This is a genomic window from Candidatus Proelusimicrobium volucris (assembly GCF_959605025.1).
Taxonomy (GTDB): domain Bacteria; phylum Elusimicrobiota; class Elusimicrobia; order Elusimicrobiales; family Elusimicrobiaceae; genus Proelusimicrobium; species Proelusimicrobium volucris.
In genome coordinates this window covers 35960-55816 of record NZ_CAUHCY010000006.1, presented here as the reverse complement: position 1 = coordinate 55816, position 19857 = coordinate 35960, and the positions used below count along the sequence as shown (strand labels likewise).

Here is a 19857-nt window from a genome sequence, read left to right as displayed (position 1 = left end):
TGGCGGGCAAAGATAAAATCCTACAATTTGGGAGTTCCCTATCCGTTTAAGGCGCTTGACGCCGAACAGATTGTAAATTAAGCTGTAAAATAACGGTATTATGCCATTTTCCAAAGAATTTTTTATTATAGACGCGCACGGTTTCCTTCACAGGAATTATCACGCTTTGCCCAAATTAAGGACATCCAAGGGCGAAGAAGCGGGCGCTTTATACGGTTTTGTAAATTGGTTGATAAAATTCCTGAAGGAGAAAAAGCCTTCCCATGCGGCGGTATGTTTTGATTCCAAGGGCCCCACTTTCCGCCACGAACTCTACGGGGCATATAAAGCCAACCGTCCCAAGCCTGACGAGGAACTTGTAAGCCAGCTTAAAATCGCGCGGGATCTGGTTTCTGCCATGGGATTGAAAACTGTTGCTATGCAGGGCGCGGAAGCTGATGATTTAATGGCGACTTTGGCCGCTTTGGCCGCAGGCAAAGGCGAGGAGGCTGTAATAGTAACCTCCGATAAAGACATATATCAGGCCGTCGGCAAAGGCGTAAAGATATGGTCGGGAGTGGCCAAAGACGGATATAAAGGGGAGGAAGGCTGCCTGGCCAAATTTGACGTGCCTTGCGGATATATGCTGGATTATCTTTCGATAGTGGGCGACAGTTCCGACAATATTCCCGGCGCGCAGGGCATAGGCCCCAAAACCGCGGCGGAGCTTATTAAAAAGTTCGGGCATATAAAGGATATATACGCCGCGGCAAAAAACGGCGACGCTCAAATAAAGCCCGGCGTCATAAAGAAACTTTTGGACGCCGAAGAGCAGGTGCTTCTTTCCGAAAAGCTGGCGGCTTTGAAAACGGATTTGCCTTTGGGGCTCTCTTTTGATGATTTTAAGGTTAAAGAACCGTTTAAACAAGAGTTGGAGCTTTTTGCCAATCGTTTTGAATTTAAAAATTTATTTACGTTTTTGGATTCCTTTAAAAAAGAAGACTCGCCCGCCAAAAGCGAGCCGGTGCAGGGGGAATTGTTCGATTTCGGCGATGAAGGGGAAATAAAGCCTTCCGCCGACATAAAGGCCAAAGGCGAAGTGCGCGAAGCGCAAAGCGCGTTTATATCTTTTGAGGAAGTACTAAAGCGCGGCTCAATAAGTAAAGAGTTGTTCGTTTACGTTGAGGAAGACGCCTTGCTATTGTCTTCCGGGCGGGGCAGCGCGGCGTTTTTGGAGGATTGCGCTCTGGACGATAAAATGGAACGCGCCCTGTTTGATATTTTTGACGACGATTCCATCTTAAAAATAGGCCACGACATCAAATATGCTTTTAGGGTTTTGGGCTATGAGCCTAAAGCGGGTAAATTTATAAACTGTTTTGACGGCGCCTTGGCCAAGTATTGTCTGGATCCTTCGGGCGAATTCAGCCTTTTGGGCGCTTTGACGGTAAATTTGGGGAAAATGCTTTCCTTGGGTGCCGGCTTAAAGGAAAGAATGTCTTTTTACGCCGATAATATTTGGCTTTTGAAAGACAAATTGGAAACTCTTTTGAAAGAAAAGACCGCTATGGAAGTGTATCGCGATATGGAAATCCCAATGATGAGCGTGTTGTTGAATATGGAAAACAACGGGATAATGGTAAATACGTCTTGGCTGAAGACATTGGCGATACTTCTCAATAAGGAAATGCTGTCCGAGCAAAAGGAAATAAATCAAATGGCGGGTTATGATGTCAACATAAACTCGCCCAAGCAGTTGGGCTCGCTTTTGTTCGAGAGGCTGGGGCTTCCTTCGTCCAGAAAGACCAAGACTGGCTATTCCACCGACGAAGAAACTTTACAGTCTTTAAAGAATATACACCCCATAGCGGAGCATATCTTAAAATACCGCGAAAGTGCGAAACTCAAGAGTACTTATGTCGATTCTCTTTTGAATTTAGCCGGCCCGCAGACGCACAGGGTGCATACCAATTTCAATCAAACGGGTACGGTTACGGGGCGGCTTTCGAGCTTCAGCCCGAATTTGCAAAATATTCCCGTCCGCAGTGAAAAGGGCAAACTGATAAGGCAGGCGTTTATTGCGGGAGAGGGGAGAGTTCTGCTGTCGGTGGATTATTCCCAAATTGATTTGCGGGTTTTGGCGCACGAATCGGGCGACGCGGCTTTGATAAACGCCTTTAAGAACGCTGCCGACATACACAGGCAGACCGCGGCGGAGGTATTCAACGTCAAGCCTGAAGACGTAACCAAAGAAATGCGCTCCAGCGCTAAGGCGATAAACTTCGGGATAGTATACGGGCAGGGGCCTTTGGCTCTTTCGCAGAGTTTGGGCATATCGATGAGCGAGGCTAAAGACTATATAGACGCTTATTTCAAAAGATATTCCACGGTTAAAGCGTGGATAAACGAAACCGCAGAAAAAGCCCGTAAAGCGGGCTATGTAAAAACTTTGTTCGGCCATATCAGATACATACCGGAATTTGAGGCGGGTTCCGCCAGACTGAGCAGTTTTGCCAACCGCGCGGCGGTAAACACGGTGGTGCAGGGGGGATCATCGGATATAATCAAAAAAGCGATGATAGACATCTTTTCTTCGCCTGAACTCGGGCAGTCGCTTTTGCTCCTGCAAGTGCACGACGAGCTTATTTTCGAAGTGCCCGAAGGCCAAATCCGCCAAACGGCTCAGTGGGTGAAGGGAAAAATGGAAAATGCCGTAAAGCTGAAAGTTCCTTTGCTCGCGCAGGCCAAAGCGGGGCGTAACTGGAACGAAATGGGCAAGGTAATATAATGGACTTTAGAATTAAAGGCAAAAAGGTTATAGGATTGACGGGTGGCATATCTTCTGGCAAGAGTACGGTTTTAGAAATTTTTGGCGAGCTTGGCGCGGAAACTATATGCGCCGATAATCTTGGCAGAAAGTATTTTGAGATTTTAAAAGACCGCATAGCCGAAACTTTCAATACGGCCGACAGAGCCAAAATCGCGTCATTGATATTTAAGGACGACGCCAAGCGCAAATGGCTGGAGAATTTGCTCCACCCGATGATAATTTCACAAGCGCAAGAGATTATAAAAAACACGGATAAGGCGATAATCGTTTTTGATTTGCCGCTTTTGTTTGAGGCCGGCCTTGAAGGTGGATTTGATTTGACGATATGCGTATGGGCTGATGATAAAGTCCGCTTGGCTAGGGCTCTGGCCAAAGGCTTTGAGAGGGAAGACTTTAAACGCAGGGATTTAAAGCAGTACGGCTTGGAGCTAAAAGCCGATAAAGCCGATATTGTGATATGCAATAACGGCGACAGAAAGACATTAAAGGAAAAGACGGTAAGAATTTTCAATATTATAAAAGGAAACCAATGAGGTAATTATGGAAACTAAAGAAGTTAAAGACGGTAAAGAAACTTTGAAAGAGAAAACAGCGCTTCGTAAAAGTTCCGCGCGTACGCAAGGCCAAAGCGCTGCGGCGAGCGGGGCGGCGGAAAAACCCGCCTCCGAAAAGGCTTCGGCGCCCGCCTCTGCGGCCGCTGGCGACAAGAACGGCGGCAGGAACGGGTTTTCCCGTGCTTCGCAGGAACAGAATAACAATTATCAGCCCAAGGCCAACGGCGCTAAGCCGATGGACGCCAGAGCGCTTGCCAAGCTCAGCGTGGCGGAACTTACCAAATTGGCTTTAAATTACAATGTGGAAGATATTTCGGGTTTAAGGAAACAGCAGTTAATCGGCAAGATAATAGCGGTGCAGGCCAAGCAAAACGGGTCGGTATACGGCGGCGGGGTGCTGGAAATTCTGCCCGACGGTTTCGGTTTTTTAAGGTCGGAGGAGAATAACTATCTGGCGGGCGGCGAAGACATTTACGTATCGCCTTCGCAGATAAAACGCCTGGGTTTGAGGAAAGGCGATAAGATAGAAGGTTTAATACGTCCGCCCAAAGACAATGAAAGGTTTTTTGCCATGTTGCAGGTGCAGAAAGTAAACGACATCGACGCCGACAAAGTATACAGAAGGCCTTTGTTTGAGAACCTTACTCCGCTCCACCCCGACAGCCGCTTCACTTTGGAAGTGGACAAGAAAGATTTGACGCAAAGGGTAATAGATTTAATGGCGCCGATAGGCAAAGGACAGAGGGCTTTGATAGTCGCCGCGCCCAAGACGGGCAAAACGGTAATGCTTAAGAGCATAGCCAATTCTCTTACGACGAATCACAAAGACATTGAACTTTTGGTATTGCTGATAGACGAACGCCCGGAAGAGGTAACGGATATGAGCCGCAGCGTCAACGGGGAGGTTATAGCCTCCACCTTTGACGAGCCCGCCGAAAGGCACGTGCAAGTGGCGGAAATGGTTTTGGAAAAGGCCAAGCGCGGCGTGGAGAACGGCAAGGACGTAGTTATATTGCTCGATTCCATCACCCGTTTGGCGCGCGCTTACAATACGGTTACGCCAGCCAGCGGGCGCGTATTGACGGGTGGATTGGAGGCGACTTCGCTTCAGCGCCCCAAAAGGTTTTTTGGCGCGGCGCGCAATATAGAGGAAGGCGGTTCACTTACGATAATAGCCACGGCTTTGGTGGAAACGGGCAGCAGAATGGACGAGATTATCTTTGAGGAGTTTAAAGGTACGGGCAACTGCGAAATCTGCCTTGACCGCAAACTGGCCGACAGGCGCATTTTCCCCGCGATAGACATCAACCGTTCTTCTACTAGGAAGGAAGATTTGCTTTTGACGGAGGAGGAATTAAACAAATCTTGGATAATGAGGAAGATCCTTTCCCCGTTAAGCTCGGTAGACGCGATGACTCTGCTTTTGGAAAAGTTATCCGCGACTAAATCTAACAAAGACTTTTTAAAGCAAATGGAAGTCAGCAGTTTTTAAAGAGCGCTATTGAAATCAAGCCAAGCCCAAAGCCACAAAAAGGCGGCTTTGGGCTTAGGCGGGAAATAGAAAAAATCGCATAAATTATAGTATAATATAAAGGAAATAATTTTTTGAGGTAATTTGAAATGAAAGAAAATATTCACCCTAAATACGAAGTAGTGGAAGTAGTCTGCGCATGCGGCGCGAAATTCAAGACTCGCTCCACGATGAAAGCCGTCAAATTGGACATCTGCTCGGCGTGCCATCCGTTTTTCACTGGCAAGCAGAAGATGCTTGATACCGAAGGCCGCGTAGAGAAATTTAACAAGAAATTTGCTTCCACTCAAGGCAAAATGGTAGTAAGAAAGCCGAAAACGGAAGTAAAGACGAAAAGAGGCACGGTAAAGAAAATTGCTTTAAGCACAACCCCGGTAAAAGCGGCCAAGAAAACCGCCAAAACGGAAAAGAAAGCGGACAAAAAAGAAGCGAAATAGCTTTAAATGACGGTAGAAGCAGCCCCTCTGAAAAGGTGGGGCTGCTTTTTATAGCGGAAAAAAAGAGGACGTATGGACATAAGTAAATTTAAGGAAGAATTTGAGCAGATAGAAGCGGAGCTTTCCGCGGGCAATATTACGCCTGAACATTTTAAGGAAAAAACCAAACGCCACGCCTTTTTAAAGCCGATAATAGAAAAGGCTGAAGAACTTAAAAAGGTGGAAGACGCCATAAAGGCCGACCGCGAGATGATAGAAGACGGCGGCGATAAGGAAATGGCGGCCTTGGCTGCGGAGGAACTGGCGGAACTTGAAGGAAAGCCCGATCAGCTGTTAAAAGAACTTAGGGTGCTTATCATTCCGCCCGATCCCAACGACTCAAAAAATATTTATTTGGAAATACGCCCCGGCGCGGGCGGCGACGAGAGTGCGATATTCGCGGCGGAGCTTTTGAGGGTATATCAGCATTTCGCGCAGAACAGGGGCTGGAAGACTGAACTTTTGGAATATACGCCTACCGGTCTTAAAGGCTGCAAATATGTAAGTATGTTTATTAAGGGCGAGGGTGCTTATTCTTGGCTTCGCGACGAAGCGGGAACACACAGGGTACAGCGCGTACCGGATACGGAAACTTCGGGCAGGGTGCATACCTCTACGGTAACGGTCGCCATAATGCCGGAGGCCGAAGATATTGATATACAAATCAATCCCGCGGATATAGAAATGGAAACCTGCCGCGCGGGCGGGGCGGGGGGCCAAAACGTAAACAAAGTGGAAACCGCCGTTAGACTGATCCACAAACCCACGGGAGTGGTGGTAAGCTGCCGCGAGGAGCGCACGCAGGGCGCCAACCGCGAAAAGGCGATGAGAATGTTGAAGTCTAAACTTTACCAAATGGAAGAGGCCAAACAGAACAAAGAGATTTACGACGCCAGAAAAGCCCAAGTCGGTACAGGGGACCGTTCGGAGAAGATAAGGACTTACAATTTCCCGCAGAGCAGGGTTACGGACCACCGCCTTAACGAGAATTTTCACAACATTACCGAAATCATGGAAGGCAATATTGAGGAGATACTCGACCATTTGCGAAAACTTCGTACCGAAGAGAAGCTGAAGGCGATGTCGATATAACTATGATAACGATACAGCAAATGGTGGACGGCGCTAAGGAACGCCTTGACGAAAAGGGCATAGACGAGCCTTTGGCACATGCCGAACTTATAGCGGCGTTTGTTTTGAACAAGAGCCGCACTTATATAAGGGCGTACAGGCAGAACGTTATTTACGAGAAGGAAGAAAACCTCTTCAACAAAATAGTGGAGGAGAAACTTTCCGGCAAGCCTTTGGCGCATATTATAGGAGAGGCTGAGTTTATGGGGCGGCTGTTCAGCGTCGGCCCTACGGTGCTGATACCGCGTCCCGAGACGGAAGAACTGGTGGAGGAAGCGATAAAAAATCTACCCGGCGTACAGCCTTCGAGGATACTCGATCTGTGCAGCGGATCGGGCTGTATAGCTATAAGTTTGGCTTTTATGTTTCCCGCGGCGGAAGTTATAGGGGGCGATATATCCGCGCAAGCCTTGGAAGTGGCCCGCAAGAACGCCTCTAATATGAATTTGGTCAAACGGGTGAAGTTTATACAAAGCGATTTGTTCGAAAATATAGAAGGCGAATTTGATTTTATCATATCCAATCCGCCTTATATTCCTACCGACATAATAGAAACCTTATCGCCGGAAGTCCGCAACGAGCCGCGCCTTGCCTTGGACGGCGGGCCCGACGGCTTGGATATTATAAGGAAGATAGTCGCCAATGCCTGCGCCCATTTGAAAGCGGGCGGGCTTTTGGCTTTGGAAATAGGGTGCGCACAAAGCGAAAAAGTGTTAAAATTCTTTAAAGGCGAAGAGTGGGAAACCCCTTTCAGCGCCAAAGATTTTGCCGGCATAGAAAGGTTTATATTCGCGCGAAAGAAGCGCTGAGCCGAACTGGAGCTTAAAATGGACAAATTTATAATACACGGCGGTAGAAAACTTAAAGGTACGGTGGAAATAGGGGGCAGCAAGAACGCAGCCTTGCCTATACTTATGGCCACCTTGCTTACCGACGAGCCTTGCATAATCAACCGCGTTCCCGACCTTAGGGACATAAGAACCACTATAAAAATCTTGCAGGAACTTGGCAAGAAAGTGGAATATGACGCTGGTACTTTAACGGTAAAAGCGGGGCGCAAGTTAAAGACGGAAGTGCCTTACGATTTGGTAAAGCAGATGCGGGCAAGTTTTTGGGTGGCGGGGCCGCTTTTGGCTAGGTTTAAAAAAGCGGTTATACCTTTGCCCGGCGGCTGCGCGATAGGAGTGCGGCCCGTAGACATTCATTTGAAGGGTTTTGAGAAGATGGGCGCGAAGGTTTTGGTGCAGAACGGCAACGTGATATTAAAGACCAGGAAGCTAAACCCCGCTAAGATAATTTTAAGTTTCCCCAGCGTAGGCGCGACGCAGAATTTGATGATGTGCGCCTGTCTGGTAAAAGGCCGCACGGTGTTGGAGAACGTTGCGCGCGAGCCTGAAGTTTCCGATTTGATTAAAGCGCTCAAATCCATGGGCGCGGAGATAACGCAAGATGCCAAAGGACGCATAATAATAGAGGGCAAAAGCGAACTTGGCGGTATGGAACATACCGTCGCGGCCGATAGGATACAGACTGGTACGTATATCATAGCGGGCGCGGTAACGCGCGGCGATGTTACAGTTAAGGACTGCATACCCGAGGACAACGAAATACTTTTGGATTATCTTAAAGAGGCCGGGTTTGACTTGCAGGTCGGCGAGGATTGGATACGAATAAAACCGAAATGCAAGAAGATAAAACCCGTCAATATCAAGACGGCCCCTTTCCCGGGTTTTGCTACGGATTTGCAGGCCCCGTTTATGACTTTGATGTGCCTTTGCGGCGGGCAGAGCGAGATAAGCGAAGATATTTTTGAAAACCGCTTTATGCACGCGCCGGAACTTGTCCGCATGGGCGCGAATATAACGATAGAACGCAACACCGCCAAGATTACGGGAGTTAAGAACTTCAGCCCCGCGGTGGTGATGTCTTCCGATTTAAGGGGCGGCGCGGCTTTGGTTTTGGCGGGATTGTGCGCGAAGGGCGTAAGCGAGGTCGAACGTATCTATCACATAGACAGAGGCTATGAACATTTTGAGGATAACTTAACCAAACTGGGCGCAAAAATAAAAAGGGTAAATCCCGTAACGCAGTGATATTACATTTTGCGCATCGGCATTTAATGCGCGAAATACAATTTAAAATCCATACGTTTTTTGCGTATGGATTTTTGTTTTTGCGGAATTGTACAAGCGTGGTTTTTTTGACTTGCGCCGAGTTTCCGCTGCTTTGCTTTGGAAGGTTTAAAATACCGCCGCCGTTAAAACAGTGCGCGCGGAGCGGATAGTATTCTTTTGCGGGAAAGGCAAGGCCGTACGTCTGAGTTTTCTCCGAAATCAAAAACAACTTGACTGTTTTTTTTTTTGATAAATTTTCCATAATTCCAAGTCGGGCATGAGAGAGTATTAGCCTTTTTTTATATTTTCGCCAGATTTGGATATTTTAAAAAGAGAGGAAAATTTTATGCAAAAAATAAAACTTAGTTTAAAAGCATTTTTGTTTATGTTTTTTGTTTCTTTCGTTTCTCTTGCGTTTGCCGAAATATGCTCAGATGTTGGTGTTGTGCAATATAAGCCCAGCGGCCCTTGTGGAACTTCCAAACGGAGTTGCTGCTCCAACGGAAGCTGGTCCGGCTGGGACGAGGATTGCCCTAAAACCTGCGATCCCGCCACGAAACCCGCCACTACGGGCAGCTGCGGGGAAGACGGCAGCGGCACTTGGAGCAGAACTGTAACCTGTGATACCTCTACTTTGAAGTGGAAGACCGGCAGCTGGGGTATTTGCAGTTATTGTACGCCGGGGGCGATATCTACCGATTGGAAGCTTTGCGATATTCCGCAAAAGGGCGTGTGCAATTGGAAGGGTACGGCATATACTTGCCAATGTACCAATGACAATGATAGGCGAAACTGTATGATGGGGTCAGGTTCAAGCAACCAGGTAAGGGTTTGGTCGACTAAAAGGTGTAGCTGCTATTGTTGTGCGGCGGGGGCCAATTATAGGCCTGCGGATAATTACTTCGGGTTTGAATGTTGGAAAGACTTTATGCAGTTAGCTCCTACAGCATGTTTGTGGTAACGGTTTTCCTTGAGAGCAAAGCCTCTCTAAACTAACCGCCCCGCCGCTTATGCGGCGGGGTTTTCCTTTTAAGAAACTTCAAAAATACAGAAAAGAAAGTTTATATAATTTAGATATATTTGCTCGGCGGTATTATGAATTTTGAACAAACCGTAAAATTTCTGTTCGGCAGACAAAACCATAAAAAGAGCAGTTTGGCTTTGGTAAAAAAAACGGCGGAGAATATGGGGCTTTTTCCGCTTGGTTTTAAAGTTGTCCATATAGCCGGGACAAATGGGAAAGGGACTGCCGCCTGCGCGCTGGGCACCATTTTAAAAGAGGCGGGTTTTAAGAGCGGCGTTTTTACTTCCCCGCATATCAAAACCCCGCTTGAAAGAATAAAAATAAACGAGGTTTTAATAAGCGAGCCGGATTTTGCCAAGGCGGTTTCTTTCGTGAAAAAAAAACAGGCGGGTGAACTTAATTTTTTTGAAACTCTCACCCTTGCGGCTCTTTTTCATTTCAAATCTAAAAAAATAGATATTGCCGTATTGGAATGCGGCATCGGCGGTCTTTTGGACAGCACCAATATAGTCGATGCCGATATTTGCCTTATAACTTCCGTCGATTTGGACCATTGTTCAATGCTGGGCGGCAGTCTAAAAGAGATTGCCGTTCAGAAAAGCGGGATAATAAAGAAAAATTCTTTCGTGCTATGCGGCCCAATGGGCAAGGAAGCTCGTTCGGAAATCGCGAAAGCGGTTGAAAAGGCTGGGGCGAAACTCATCAAAACGGGGCGAGTAAAAAACCTTAGACAGAATTTTAAAAAACTTGAAAGCTCTTTTGATTTTGAGGGGGAAACCTACCTCACCAAAATTATGGGCGCGGCACAGAGCGGGAATATCGCATTGGCTATTAAAGCGGCCGGCCTTTTGGGTGTAAGAGTTGAAAAGTCTAAATCAGCTTTGGCTGGTTTTGCCATGCCTTGCCGTTTTGAAGTTATAAAAATCAAAAGAGGCAAGTACTTGATCAAAGACGGCGCCCATAATCCCGCGGCTTTTAAAGAGTTTATAAAAACTTACAAAAACAGCCGCTTTTATAAACCGGATAATACCCTGATTTTAGCCTGTTCCCAAGGCCACGATTATAAGAAACTTTGCGCCATAGCGGAAAAGGCATTTGCTAATATAGTTCTTGTCTGCCCGAACGAGGAACGCAATATGAAAACGGAAAATTTGCTTAATTGCTTTAATAAAAGTGTGAAAGTATCGGTTTTAAGGGATATTTATTCTTTCAACCCCAGCGGTTTCCGCGGTAATGTAATAGCGGGTGGCAGCTTCTATTTGGCGGCCGTCTTAGAATACCGCGCCGCTTGACGGTATTACCGTGTAATAATTTCTTGACAGTAGGGCTTATTTCTGCTTAAATTTTATATGGCGTATTATATATTTATATATAACATTTAAGAGGAAATATGTCTTTAGATAACAACGATAAGAACAATCAGGAATTTAACGAGTTTCTGCAGTCTTTGCAAGACGACGCAAATAAAAACGAGGCCTTGGCTTCAAGCGGTAGAGAAGAACCTTTCCCCTTTTCCGACAGTTTTGATATAGATTCTTTTGTTAAAGAGAACGCTATCCCTTCGGCGCAGGCCTCGGGCGAGGCGCAATCTTCGCAGGAGCCGCTTGCCTCTCCGCAGGAGAGCGGGCAAGAAAAGCGGGAAGAGCCATCCCCAAACTATACGGAGCTTTCGCAATCCGAATACAAGCCCGATTACGGTGCGCAAGAACCTTCTTATCGTTATAATGAAACGAACTCTAACGAAGACTATTCCTATCAAGATGAGTTTGACGCCCCCTCTTACGCCAATTCCTCTTTTGAGAGCGGGCAGTCTTTGAAACATTTGGAGCAAAAAATCTCCGAGTTGGAATCGAGCTTTGTCGACGTAAATAAAGAAAAGGCCTATTATAACGGCCTTCAGAGCGAAATAGAAGGCATAGATTTGGAAGACAAAAACTCTTTTAAGCCGGGTGACGAATTTTACAAAAATATGTCCGCCACGATTGAAACGCTTAAAGGCAGCCTAAAAGCAATTTCCAGCGCCAACAGGACAAGCGTATTAAACGATATTTCCGTTTTAAGAGGCAGTATCGACAATATAGTAAACGCCAGGCTCCAGTACGAAGAGAACCTGATCAACCAGGACCAAACCCTTATTAACCGCCTGAGAGAAAAGACAAACCGCCTAAAATCTATAAACTTGGCTTTAAACAGCGAAGTTAAGAGAGCCAAAAACGAGAAATTGGAATCTTTAAGAAAATCGGCCGAGCAAACCAAGGAACTGCTTTCTTTAAGGGTGCAGCTCAATAAAGTTGAGGAAAAGGCTCGCCACGGCGATTTCAAGCTGTCGAGAATGGAACAGCATTTGTCGATTTTAAATCAGGAGAAGCTGGCATTAGACGAGGAAATCCGCAAAGTAAGGGAAGAGAAACTTTCCTCGATAAGGAAGTCTTCGGAGCAGGCAAAAGAGATAATGTCGCTTCGTCTGGCACTTAGCAAGACGGAAGAGAAGTTTAAGCAGGAAGAGATACAGAACTCCTTTTTGAGGGAACAGCTTACCGGCCTTGAATCGGCGAAAGCGGCTTTGGATCAGGAGGTATATTCCACCAGGGCCGAGCGAGAGGCGGCTAAGAGGGAGGCCTCCCAACAGATAATCGAGATAGATAAACTTAAAAGGAGCATACAGCAGTCTCAGGATCTTTTGAATGCCAGCGCCAAAGAGGCGGGCGGCCTTAGAGAGCAGATTTTATCTTTGGAAACGAAACTCCAGCAAATGCACGGGGAGAACGCGGCTCTTTCCTTAAGGACGGAAGACAATATTCGCCAACTGGAAGCGGCCCGCGCCCAGCACGAGCGCGATATCGCCGCGCTTAAAGCCGAGCAGATGCGGGAAATCGAACTCTTAAAGAACCAAAAAGCGCAGGAAGCGCAAAGCATTACTTTGGAACTTCGCCGCGCGGAAGATAAATACCGCCAGGAAGAAACCTTCGTCAATACCTTAAAGCTGCAGATAGAATCTTTAAGAAACGACGTTAAAAATTTAGATGACCAAAAACGCGGATTGGAGGGAAAATCTGCGGATTTGGCCAGGGAAATAGACTTTATAAAAGAAGGGCACGAGCGGGAAATAGAATCTTTGAAGCAGGAACTTGCCTCCGCGGGCGAGAAACTAACCCGCGAGCAGAACCAATACCAGTCCTTAAAGGAAACGCTGTCTTCCTTGGAGACGGAAAAAGCCTCTCTTAACGAAGAAATCCGCAGGATTTTATCTGCTAAAGACGAAGCCCTTGCCGCCAATGAACGCTATATCAAAGATATAGAAAATCTAAAAGCGGAACATTCTTCTTTGGAATCTTCCTTAAAGAGCGAACTGGAGAGAATGACCGCCCGTCACGAGCAGGATTTGGCGGAATACAATGCTCTTAAAGAGAAAGAAGCCGCCTTACGGCGCGACAATGCCGGTTATGAAAGCCGCATAAGCGAGCTCAGCGCACGGGAAGAGGGGTATAAAAAAGCGGGCGCTGATTATGAGGCAAGAATAAAGGAACTTCAGTCCAAAGAGGAGTCTGCCCGCAAGACCAATGAAGAGTATGGCGCTAAGATAGCCGAACTAGAGTCAAAGAAGGAACAGCTTCTGCGGGAGAAGGAAGCTTTCGAGCGCGAACTTAAGAACAAAGAGGAAAATTACTCCAAAGAATTATCCAATTACAAAACCAAGATATTGGCTTTGGATGCGGAGCAGAAGGCGGCGGTTTCCAATCTGACTATAGAGATAGAAAACCTTAAACGCGAACACGAGGGTGCGGTAAGCTCTTTAAACAAAGAGAGTTCCACTCTTAGGGAAGAGAAGCATAGCCTTTTGACGGAGATAGATTCCTTGCGCTTGGCCTTGGGCGGACGTGATGAAGAAACCCGCAAACTGCGCGGGGAGTTGGACGGCCTGAAAGCGGGTATCGCCGCAGGCAACGAAGAAAAATTGCGTCTTGGCAAGGAAATAGAGTCCTTAATGCGCGACATTACCTCCCGTAACGATGAAAAGCAAACTCTTTTGGCGCAGGTAGAGGCCTTGAAAAAGGATCTTGCCGCCAGAGATGAAGCCGCAGGCATAGCCGCCAGAGAGGCCGCTTCCGAGATAGAGAATTTGAAGAGGGATATCTCCGCGCGCGAAGAAAATGCGATAAAACTAAACGGCGAAATAGAAGCATTAAGGAACAATGCCTCGCAAAGCGAACAGCAGATGTCACAGCTTGGCGCGGAAATAGATAAGCTGAAGGCCGAGTTGGAAGAAACCCGCCGCTTAAGCGAAGAGGCTAAAGCCCGCTATGAGGAAGCGGAGCGAGCAAACGCCAAGCGCATCAGCGAGTTGGAAGAGTCTTTAAGCAAAAATGATGAATACGTAAGGCAAATAACGGAAATAAATTCGGCTTTGGCCAAAGCTGAATCTGCCGTAAAAGAGAACGAGAATATAATCAATATGCTCAAAGGCGAGGTGGCGGCCGCCAACAGCCAAAAGGCTTTGATAGACGAAGAATTGAAAAAAGCCGGCAACGAGAAATACGAGATATTGAAACAGCTGGAAGAAAAGACGAAAGCCTTGGACGAATTCCAAAAACGCTATGAAGAAGAAGTGACGGCGTTAAAAGAGGCCCGCAGCAAAGAGTCCGCCGATTATGAAGAAAAACTGAAATCGGCTCAGGAGCGGTTAAATCAAGAGACGGAAACTGTAAATTCCTTAAAAAGCCAAATAGTAATACTTGAGCAGGAAAAATCCAATCTTAACATAAAACTTTCCGGATCGGACTTAAAGGCCAGCAAGATAGTGGAGCAAACCGACGAGATAATCAGTTTAAAGTCTAAGTTGGCTAAAGCTGAAAGCAGATTTTTGCAGGATACGGTATTGGTAGAGCAGTTAAAAGAGCAGTATACGCAAAGCCGGGAAATGATTGCCAAGCTTGAAGATGAAATATTGAGCCTGCGCAAGGAAAACGCGAAAGTAAAAGAAGACCTTGCCGGCAAAGAGGCGGAAATAAAACGCTTGAGCGAGGCTCTGGCCCAAAGCGAGGCGCAAATAAAAGAAGGCCAATCCGCTGTGAAGCAACTTCAGGTGCATACTTCCCAGCTAAAGGCGGTAAATGCGGCTTTGGATGCGGAAGTGAAAAAGGCGCAGGGCGAGAAGCTGGAGGCTTTGCGCAAATCTGCCGATCAAGCCAAAGAAATATTGATGTTAAAGCAACAGCTTTCGGAAGCGGAAAGCAAGTTCAGCACATTGGATTTTGAGAACGGGATAGTATCGGTCCGCAAGGAATATGAGGCGAAAGTTGAGAAGCTTGAAAGCGAACTTAAAGACGCTTCCGCTTTATGCGCGAGGCAGGTAAAAGAGCTTGAGGAATTAAAGACAGACAACAGCCGCCTAAAGAGTGCGGAAGAGGAAAAGTTAAAACTGCAAAGCAGTTATGACGTGCTTTCCGAGAAAGCTCAAAGTTTGGAAAATGAACTTGCCGCTTACAAGCAGAAGGAAGCCCGCGCCTCTACTTTGGCCAAGGCTAAAGCTGCGGCTTTGAGCGCACAAATAGCCAAGATAAACAAAGAGAAAGCGGGGCTTAAGGAACAGCTTGACAATGCCCTGAAAGAGATTGAACGCCTCACCGCCAAAGAGAAAGAGACGGCGGAAGCGCTCAATACTCTTAAAGCGAAGATAAGCGACAACGACGCCGTTATAGAGAAATTGAAGAAGGAAATAGTCATTTTAACGGCGGAGAACCGCGAATTGAAACAGAACGCGGAGGTAACTTTAAGGAAAGAGAAGGCCTTGGCGAGCAAAATTAACGAGATGGAAAAGGAAAATAAGAGCCTGGTTACTTCCCTTAATTTGGCCAAGGAAGACGCCGCGAAAACGGAGCTTACTTTGAACAAATTAAAGGCGGAGCGCACCCAGCTTAAGACGAGACCTTCCATGCCTCAGCCGCCCGCCCCGCAGCAACCCGCCGCGGGTAAGGAAAGCGTAAAACTGTCCGCCGAGGCGGAAGATACCGCCGCGCCTTCCATTAAGACTAAAACATCGGTTATAAATCCCAGCGTTTTGCCTTCGACGACCGAGCGCGATATGGCCTATCAGGACGGCTCCGCTGACGCCATAGCTGCTTTTGGCGAGCCTGTGCAGGAATTGGAAGTGGTGGAAGTGGAAGGCAATGAGATGGACTTGAGTATGATATTCGGCGATAGTGACGTGAACTTTAAGGATGAAAATGCAGACAGTATGCCCACGGCCACCAATCCCGATATAGAACAAGTTAAAGCTACTACGATAAATCAACCCGGCAAAGCTCTTGCCAGCATGCAAAACGGCGGGCCTTATGAGGAAATGGAAGTGACGGATCACTCAATTAAAGCGCATGGCGGGATAAGCAGGAAACCGGCAAGCAGACTGCCGCCCACTTACAGAGGCAGCGAGGCCTATTCCGATTTCCTTAAGAAGACCAAGAGCGTGTTTTACAGAATAAAATGGTCGCTTTTTAAGGAGTAAATCGAGATTTCAAGATGAAAGACATAACTATTGGAGTAATATACGGCGGAAAGAGCACGGAGCATGAAGTCTCCGTGCATTCCGCGGGATATGTGTGCGAGTTGTTGGAAAAGAAATATAAGCTGGTAAAAATATACATCTCGCGCGAGGGCAAGTGGTATGCTCAAGAGAAATGCGGCTATCTTCAGGGGGGTGACAAGCCCGTATCGCCCGTCGTAAATGAAGATTATAATCTATACGGCGCTGACGGCAAAACCTATAAGATAGATGTATTTTTCCCTGTTTTACACGGCGCTATGGGCGAAGACGGCACTATACAGGGGCTGTTTGAAATATTGGGCGCTCCTTATGTAGGGTGCGGCGTGCTTACCGGCGCTTTGGGTATGGATAAGGAGCTGTGCAAGTTATTGGCCTCGTTTTACGGCATTAAGATAGCACCTTACATCAAATTGGAAAAGACGGGCAAATACGATATGGCTCATCTTGAGGCGGCAGTAAAGGCTTTGGGTTACCCGGTATTTGTCAAGCCGATGAGTTTAGGCTCTTCCGTAGGGGTAACGCGCGTAGACGACGGGAAAGCTTTGCCCTCGGCGATAGAGAAGGCTTTTAAATATGAAGGCAATATTTTAGTGGAGAAGGGCATAGACAAAGCGCGGGAAGTGTTTTGCTCGGTGATAGGCGACGGAAAGGAAATACATACATCTCTTTGTGGAGAGCTGAAAACTGTCAGCAGCGCGTTTTTCGATTATAAAGCCAAATACGAAGATCCGCACGGCTGCGATATGAATGTTCCCGCCGATATACCCGAAGCTATGCAAGACGAGATGCGCAAAGCGTCCGCTACGATATTTAAGGTGTTGCGGGGTAAGGGCTTTGCCAGAATAGATTTCCTTTTGGGCCTTGACGGGCAGTTTTATTTTTCGGAGATAAACACTTTGCCGGGCATGTCTGCTACCAGCCTGTTCCCGCAGTTATGGGAAGCTAGCGGGAAGAAATATGACGACGTGTTGGATATTCTCATAAAGACTGCCTTTGACAGGAAGAACGAAAATGACGCTTACAGCATCGAGAGGTAAAAGAGCGGCCGCTTATTTCGGGGCGATAGATCCCATATTGTATTTGATATTGTTTTTTTGCATTGCCGGGCTTTTGAGGAATATGCTGGCGTTGTCCTTTCAAGGTTTTGACTACTCCACCATAGCGACCAGAGTGTTTTTGGCTATGAGCGTGATATATTTCGCGCAAATAGTGTTGATACTCTTAAGGGAAAGGAACGCTTGGATAGTATCGGCATTGCAGGCGTTTTTTTGTTTTTACGTTTATGAAGATTTTACGGCTTTGCCTTTCGCCAATGTTTTTAGAATGTTGTTCGGCGAGGGAATAATAAAGCTGGATTACGGCTGGATATACTTTATCAATATGGTAATAATCTCGGCGATGTTCAGCTTGGAATTGTTAAAAACCTATCTTATATACGCTTTGACTGTTCCGGCCTTTGCCAAGAAGAAAACCGTAAAAAAGGAATACCAGCCAAAGGAAGAAACTGTTTTATGATATTTGAGAAAGTTAAAGAATTTGTAAAGACTAAGGGTGTGCCTTTGTATCGCATAGCTCAGATAAGGCAGGCGGTTTACGAGAAGGGGATATCGGACTGGGACGAGGCGACGAACCTCCCCGCGGATTTGCGCCAAGCATTAAAGAAGGAAGTTAAACTGCTTAGTTTTGACGTCGTCAAAGTTGAACATTCCAAACGGGATATCGTATATAAAGCTTTATTCAAACTTAACGACGGCAATAAGATAGAAAGCGTATTGATGAAGCCGGGCAAGACTTGGAGCGTATGCGTATCTTCCCAGGCGGGCTGCCCGCTGGGCTGTGCGTTTTGCGCGACGGGCAAGCTGGGTTTTAAACGCCATCTTACAGACGAGGAAATAAGCGACCAGGTATTATTTTGGTATCAATTTTTAAGGAAGAATAATTTGGGCGAGCGCGTTTCCAATATAGTTTTTATGGGCATGGGCGAGCCTTTGCTCAATTATGTCAATGTGGTTAAAGCGATAGAGAATTTATCGTGTATGGACTATCTTAACATAGGGCAGCGGCACATATCGGTATCGACTTCCGGCATAGCTGACAAATTTTATAATTTGGCGCAGGATTTGCCGCAGGTTAATTTGGCTTTATCTTTGCATAATGCCGACAACGAGGAGCGTACTCGTCTAATGCCGATAAACCGCAAATACGATTTGGATACTCTTAAGGAGAAACTGGAGGAGTATATAGCGCGCACCGGGCGGGAAGTATTTATAGAATACACCGTGATAGAGGGCGAGAACAATTCGCCCGCGCATGTGCGCAAGCTGGGCAAGTGGATAAATTCGATTAAAGACAATTATCTGCTGCATGTCAATTTAATAGCGTGTAACGAGGCGGTGGGCAAAGCGGTGGCGACGCAGGAAAGCAGCGTCAAGAAATTTGCCGCGGCTCTTAAAGCTATGAACATAAACGTCAGCATAAGAAAGAGTTTGGGCTCGGATATATCCGCCGCGTGCGGACAGCTGGCGGCCAAGGAGGGAAAACGAAAATGAAAAAAATGATTTTGACGCTTTTTGCGGCATGTGTAATAACGGGCTGTGCGAGCGTCGTGACGAATACCGATTATATACCCATGGGGCCCGACGGGCTTTCCGTGCAGATAACAGATGCGTCAAAGATGCCGGTATTTACGTATTTAAAGGATATAAAGGAGCCTTGGGCGCCGATAGGTATGTACCGCATTAAGGCGCTGCCCGATAATGACGAGATAATAAAAAGCGAGATAGTAAAGATAAAGAAAGCGGCGGCGGCCAAAGGCGCCAACGCGATAATATTAAATCAATTTTACGATGACGCCGCGGCGCAGGACGGCCATCCGATAACTTTGGCGGCGTATTTCGTCAAATACGCCAGTGCGGTGACGGAAGCCGACAAAGCGAAAATACAAGAATACGCGGAATTGGAGAAACTGAGAAATGCCAACAATTAAGAAGAGCGCAAGCAAGAAAGAAAAGAAAGCGGTAGTATTGTTTTCCGGCGGGCTGGACAGCACGACATGTCTGTATTGGGCTTTGGATAAAGGTTACAAATGTTACGCTCTTAACGTGAAATACGGGCAAAAGCACAGCCGCGAGGCTTTAAGCGCGCGGGCGATATGCAAAAAGTTGGGTGTGGAACTTACGGAAATTAAATTGGATTTCCCGTGGCTGGCGCAGGCGACGTCGCTTGTCGGCAAAGAAGAGCTTCCCGACGAATCTTTGGACGTGATAAAAGACAAAAACAGAATACCGTCGACTTATGTTCCCGCGCGCAATCTGGTTTTTGTGGCGATAGCGGCCAGCTTGGCCGATTCGATAGACGCCGAGGCGATAATAGCCGGCCCAAATGCCATAGATTATTCCGGCTATCCAGATTGCCGGCCGGAGTTTTACGAGCCTTTGGCCAAAGCTGTAAAAGAGGGCACTAGAAAAGGCGTACAAGACGGCAAAATAAAAATAGTTACTCCGCTTTTGAAGCTGAGCAAGGCGCAAATAGCCAAGCTGGGCAAGAAATTAAAGGTCCCGTTTGCTATGACGTGGAGTTGCTATAAAGGCGGCAAGAAGCCTTGCGGCAAGTGTGATGCCTGCAAACTCAGGGCCGAGGGCTTTAAAGAGGCGGGCATAAAAGACGAGTAGAGGCGT

General features: G+C 46.9%; 14 protein-coding genes and 1 pseudogene. All 15 read left to right on the top strand.

Going from position 1 to position 19857, the window contains the following annotated elements; all coding sequences use genetic code 11:
* The first annotated feature begins 100 nt into the window (after nt 1-100).
* The 15 genes and pseudogenes from polA (at nt 101) to queC (ending at nt 19851) form a co-directional block, all read left to right on the top strand.
* The gene (gene polA / locus ACQY3M_RS06280) at nt 101-2767 is read left to right on the top strand and encodes a DNA polymerase I (RefSeq protein ID WP_428066837.1); all 2667 of its coding nucleotides are present in this window, start codon (nt 101-103) and stop codon (nt 2765-2767) included.
* A complete protein-coding gene (gene coaE / locus ACQY3M_RS06275; RefSeq protein ID WP_428066835.1) occupies nt 2767-3342 on the top strand; it encodes a dephospho-CoA kinase in 576 nt (191 codons plus the stop codon). The genes polA and coaE overlap by 1 nt, the downstream gene beginning before the upstream one ends.
* Nucleotides 3343-3349: 7 nt before the next feature.
* Complete coding sequence (gene rho / locus ACQY3M_RS06270) at nt 3350-4855, top strand: transcription termination factor Rho (protein WP_428066833.1); 1506 nt, start codon at nt 3350-3352, stop codon at nt 4853-4855.
* A gap of 128 nt (nt 4856-4983) precedes the next feature.
* Nucleotides 4984-5190 (top strand): annotated as a pseudogene (gene rpmE, locus ACQY3M_RS06265) (50S ribosomal protein L31); the annotation flags it as partial.
* A 213-nt stretch (nt 5191-5403) separates the two neighbouring features.
* A complete protein-coding gene (prfA, locus tag ACQY3M_RS06260; protein WP_428066831.1) occupies nt 5404-6462 on the top strand; it encodes a peptide chain release factor 1 in 1059 nt (352 codons plus the stop codon).
* A 2-nt stretch (nt 6463-6464) separates the two neighbouring features.
* Nucleotides 6465-7310 carry a peptide chain release factor N(5)-glutamine methyltransferase gene (prmC, locus tag ACQY3M_RS06255; RefSeq protein WP_428066830.1) on the top strand — a complete coding sequence of 282 codons (846 nt, stop codon included), beginning with the start codon at nt 6465-6467 and terminating at the stop codon, nt 7308-7310.
* Nucleotides 7311-7328: 18 nt separating this feature from the next.
* Entirely contained in the window at nt 7329-8594 is a 1266-nt protein-coding gene (murA, locus tag ACQY3M_RS06250) for a UDP-N-acetylglucosamine 1-carboxyvinyltransferase (protein WP_428066828.1), read from the top strand.
* A 367-nt stretch (nt 8595-8961) separates the two neighbouring features.
* Entirely contained in the window at nt 8962-9576 is a 615-nt protein-coding gene (locus ACQY3M_RS06245; protein WP_428066826.1) for a hypothetical protein, read from the top strand.
* Nucleotides 9577-9710: 134 nt separating this feature from the next.
* Nucleotides 9711-10931, top strand: a complete 1221-nt coding sequence (locus ACQY3M_RS06240) for a bifunctional folylpolyglutamate synthase/dihydrofolate synthase (RefSeq protein WP_428066825.1) — start codon at nt 9711-9713, stop codon at nt 10929-10931.
* 98 nt (nt 10932-11029) lie between these two features.
* Nucleotides 11030-16141 (top strand): hypothetical protein, encoded by a 5112-nt coding sequence (locus ACQY3M_RS06235; RefSeq protein ID WP_428066823.1) that lies wholly within the window; start codon nt 11030-11032, stop codon nt 16139-16141.
* A gap of 14 nt (nt 16142-16155) precedes the next feature.
* On the top strand, nt 16156-17217 hold the full coding sequence (locus ACQY3M_RS06230; protein ID WP_428066821.1) for a D-alanine--D-alanine ligase family protein: 1062 nt from the start codon (nt 16156-16158) through the stop codon (nt 17215-17217).
* Nucleotides 17192-17695 (top strand): hypothetical protein, encoded by a 504-nt coding sequence (locus tag ACQY3M_RS06225; protein ID WP_428066820.1) that lies wholly within the window; start codon nt 17192-17194, stop codon nt 17693-17695. Before ACQY3M_RS06230 ends, ACQY3M_RS06225 begins: the two co-directional genes overlap by 26 nt.
* Nucleotides 17692-18729: a 23S rRNA (adenine(2503)-C(2))-methyltransferase RlmN gene (gene rlmN, locus ACQY3M_RS06220; protein ID WP_428066818.1), complete on the top strand. Its 1038-nt coding sequence runs from the start codon at nt 17692-17694 to the stop codon at nt 18727-18729. The genes ACQY3M_RS06225 and rlmN overlap by 4 nt, the downstream gene beginning before the upstream one ends.
* Nucleotides 18726-19166 carry a hypothetical protein gene (locus ACQY3M_RS06215; RefSeq protein WP_428066816.1) on the top strand — a complete coding sequence of 147 codons (441 nt, stop codon included), beginning with the start codon at nt 18726-18728 and terminating at the stop codon, nt 19164-19166. Before rlmN ends, ACQY3M_RS06215 begins: the two co-directional genes overlap by 4 nt.
* Nucleotides 19153-19851, top strand: coding sequence for a 7-cyano-7-deazaguanine synthase QueC (gene queC, locus ACQY3M_RS06210; protein WP_428066814.1), 699 nt, complete (start codon nt 19153-19155; stop codon nt 19849-19851). Before ACQY3M_RS06215 ends, queC begins: the two co-directional genes overlap by 14 nt.
* The last annotated feature ends 6 nt before the right edge of the window (nt 19852-19857 follow it).